3 protein-coding genes are annotated in these 2,790 nt (G+C 72.1%); 1 reads left to right on the top strand and 2 read right to left on the bottom strand.

What is annotated here, in order from left to right:
* Window positions 1-239: 239 nt before the first annotated feature.
* Complete coding sequence (locus tag ACXJKL_RS18735; RefSeq protein WP_457208515.1) at window positions 240-851, bottom strand: MBL fold metallo-hydrolase; 612 nt, start codon at window positions 849-851, stop codon at window positions 240-242.
* Entirely contained in the window at window positions 851-1,936 is a 1,086-nt protein-coding gene (locus ACXJKL_RS18730; RefSeq protein WP_457208514.1) for an S-(hydroxymethyl)mycothiol dehydrogenase, read from the bottom strand. The genes ACXJKL_RS18735 and ACXJKL_RS18730 overlap by 1 nt, the downstream gene beginning before the upstream one ends.
* Before the next feature lie 160 nt (window positions 1,937-2,096).
* On the opposite strand from ACXJKL_RS18730, the gene ACXJKL_RS18725 reads away from it, so the two are divergent.
* Complete coding sequence (locus ACXJKL_RS18725) at window positions 2,097-2,660, top strand: SigE family RNA polymerase sigma factor (protein ID WP_457208513.1); 564 nt, start codon at window positions 2,097-2,099, stop codon at window positions 2,658-2,660.
* Window positions 2,661-2,790: the final 130 nt, after the last annotated feature.

Below are 2,790 nucleotides of genomic sequence, written 5' to 3'. Positions count from 1 at the left end.
CTCCACGAGGCCGAGCCGCTCGGCCGGGGTGGGCGGCGTCGTCGCCTCGGTGGCCGGACCATCGGCGCTGGCGGAGGGCCGCTCGACCGCGGGGTCGCCGCTGCACGCGGAGGCGGTCAGCCCCAGCGCGAGCAGGACGGGAAGGGCGCGGCGCAGCATCCCGGCAGTCTCTCAGCCGGGGGCGCCGCGCCCCCAATCCGTCAGCGCTGCGTCAGCTCAGCTCAGCGCTTCGCGCCGCGTCAGCCGAGCGCCTCGCGCTCGGCGCCGATCGTGGTGTCGTCGCCGTGGCCGGTGTGGACGACGGTCTCGTCGGGCAGCCGGAACAGCTGGCCGCGGATCGAGTCCACGATGACGTCCGCGTCGCTGTAGGAGCGTCCGGTCGCACCCGGCCCACCCTGGAAGAGGGTGTCGCCGGTGAAGACGCAGTCGAGGTCGTGCACGTAGACGCACACGGCGCCGGGCGCGTGCCCCGGGGTGTGCAGGACCTTGAGCGACGCGCCGGCCACCTTGATCGACAGGCCGTCGGCGAGGTCGGCGTCCCACAGCTCGTCGGTGTGGGTCAGCTCCCACAGCGGCCGGTCGTCGGGGTGCAGCAGGATCGGCGCGCTGACCCGCTGCCGCAGCGCGGGAGCGACCCGGCAGTGGTCGTCGTGGGCGTGGGTGAGCAGGATCGCCTTGACCTGCCGGCCGCCCACCACGTCCAGGATCGCGTCGACGTCGTGGGGTGCGTCGATGACCACGCACTCCTCGTCGTCACCGACCACCCAGATGTTGTTGTCGACCTCGTGCACCTCCCCGTCCAGGGAGAAGGTGCCGGAGACGACCGCGTGGTCCACCCGCAGGCCGCCCATCAGAACGTCACCACCGAGCGCAGCACGGCGCCGCCGCGCATCGTGTCGAACGCCGCCTCGACGTCGTCGATGCCGATCTCCTCGGTGACGAACGCGTCCAGGTCGAGCCGGCCCTGCCGGTAGAGGTCGACCAGCATCGGGAAGTCCCGCGACGGCAGGCAGTCGCCGTACCAGCTGGACTTGAGCGCCCCACCGCGACCAAAGACGTCGATGAGCGGGATGTCGGGGACCTTCATGTCCGGGGTCGGTACGCCGACCAGGACGACCGTCCCGGCCAGGTCGCGGGCGTAGAACGCCTGCTTCCACGTCTCGGGACGACCCACCGCGTCGATGACGACGTCGGCGCCGTGACCACCGGTGAGCGCCTGGATGGCCTCGACCGGCTCGGACTCCTTCGAGTTCACCGTGTCGGTGGCGCCCATGTCGCGGGCCCAGCCGAGCTTGGTGTCGTCGATGTCGACGGCGATGATCCTCGAGGCACCGGCGAGGGCGGAGCCGGCGATCGCGGCCATCCCGACGCCGCCGCAACCGATGACCGCGACGCTCTTGCCGCGGGTCACGTTGCCGGTGTTGATCGCGGCACCGAGGCCGGCCATCACGCCACAGCCCAGCAGGCCGACGGCGGCCGGGCGCGCCTCGGGGTCGACCTTGGTGCACTGCCCGGCGGCGACGAGGGTCTTCTCCGCGAACGAGCCGATCCCCAGCGCCGGGGTGAGCTCGGTGCCGTCCTCGAGGGTCATCCTCTGGGTGGCGTTGTGGGTGGCGAAGCAGTACCACGGCTCGCCGCGGTCGCACGCGCGGCAGCTGCCGCACACGGCCCGCCAGTTGAGGACCACGAAGTCACCCGGCGCCACGTCGGTGACGTCGTCGCCCACGGCCTCGACGATCCCCGCGGCCTCGTGGCCCAGCAGGAACGGGAAGTCGTCGTTGATCCCACCCTCGCGGTAGTGCAGGTCGGTGTGGCAGACGCCGCACGCCTGCACCTTGACCAGCGCCTCGCCCGGACCCGGGTCGGGCACGTTGATGGTGACCACCTCGACGGGTGCTCCCTTGGCCATCGCGACGACGGCCTTGACCTGCTGCATGTGCACTCCTTCGTGGGACCCGGATCCGTGTGGACCACCTCGGCTGGGACGAGCCTTGCAAGCCTGCCAAACGGGATGCAACCCGCGTCCCACGGGTGGCGTCCTCCACACGACTGGCCGGACACGACGGGCCGGAGACGTTTGAATGGGAGGTGAGTCGGTGATCAGTGCACCGAGTGTCGTCACGGGGGACGCAGTGCAGACGAGCAGGGACGAGGAGTTCACCTCCTACATGGCGGCCCGCCAGGCCGCCCTGCTGCGCACCGCCTACCTCCTCACCGGCGAGCGCGCCGCCGCGGAGGACCTGCTCCAGACCGCGCTGGCCAAGCTGTACCTGTCGTGGGACAAGGTCCGCGACCGTGGCGCGCTGGACGGCTACGTCCGGCGGATCATGGTCAACGAGCACAACTCGCTGTGGCGCCGGGCGTGGAAGCGCCGCGAGCACGCCACCGACGAGATGCCCGAGCAGCCGGTCCTCGACGAGTACGACGACGGGCTCGGCGCCGCGCTGTGGTCCTACCTGCAGACCCTGCCGCCCAAGCAGCGCACCGTGCTGGTGCTGCGCTACTACGAGGACCTGTCCGAGGCCGAGATCGCCGACGTCATGGGCATCTCCCCCGGGACCGTGAAGTCCCAGGCCAGCCGCGCGCTGGCCGGGCTGCGTGCCCGCGCGCCCCGCAGCCTCGACCCACGCCACACCGATCTCCGGGAGGAGGAGCGATGACCCACGACCAGGACCTGGGCCGCCGGCTCGGCGAGACCCTGCACCGCCGCGCCGACGCGCTCCACGACACCCCGCTCGACCTGCTCGACGTCCGCGGCCGGGCCACCTCGATCCGGCGGCGCCGCGCCGC

The organism is Nocardioides sp. P5_C9_2 (assembly GCF_054049555.1).
This window is presented reverse-complemented; position numbering and strand designations above follow the sequence as displayed.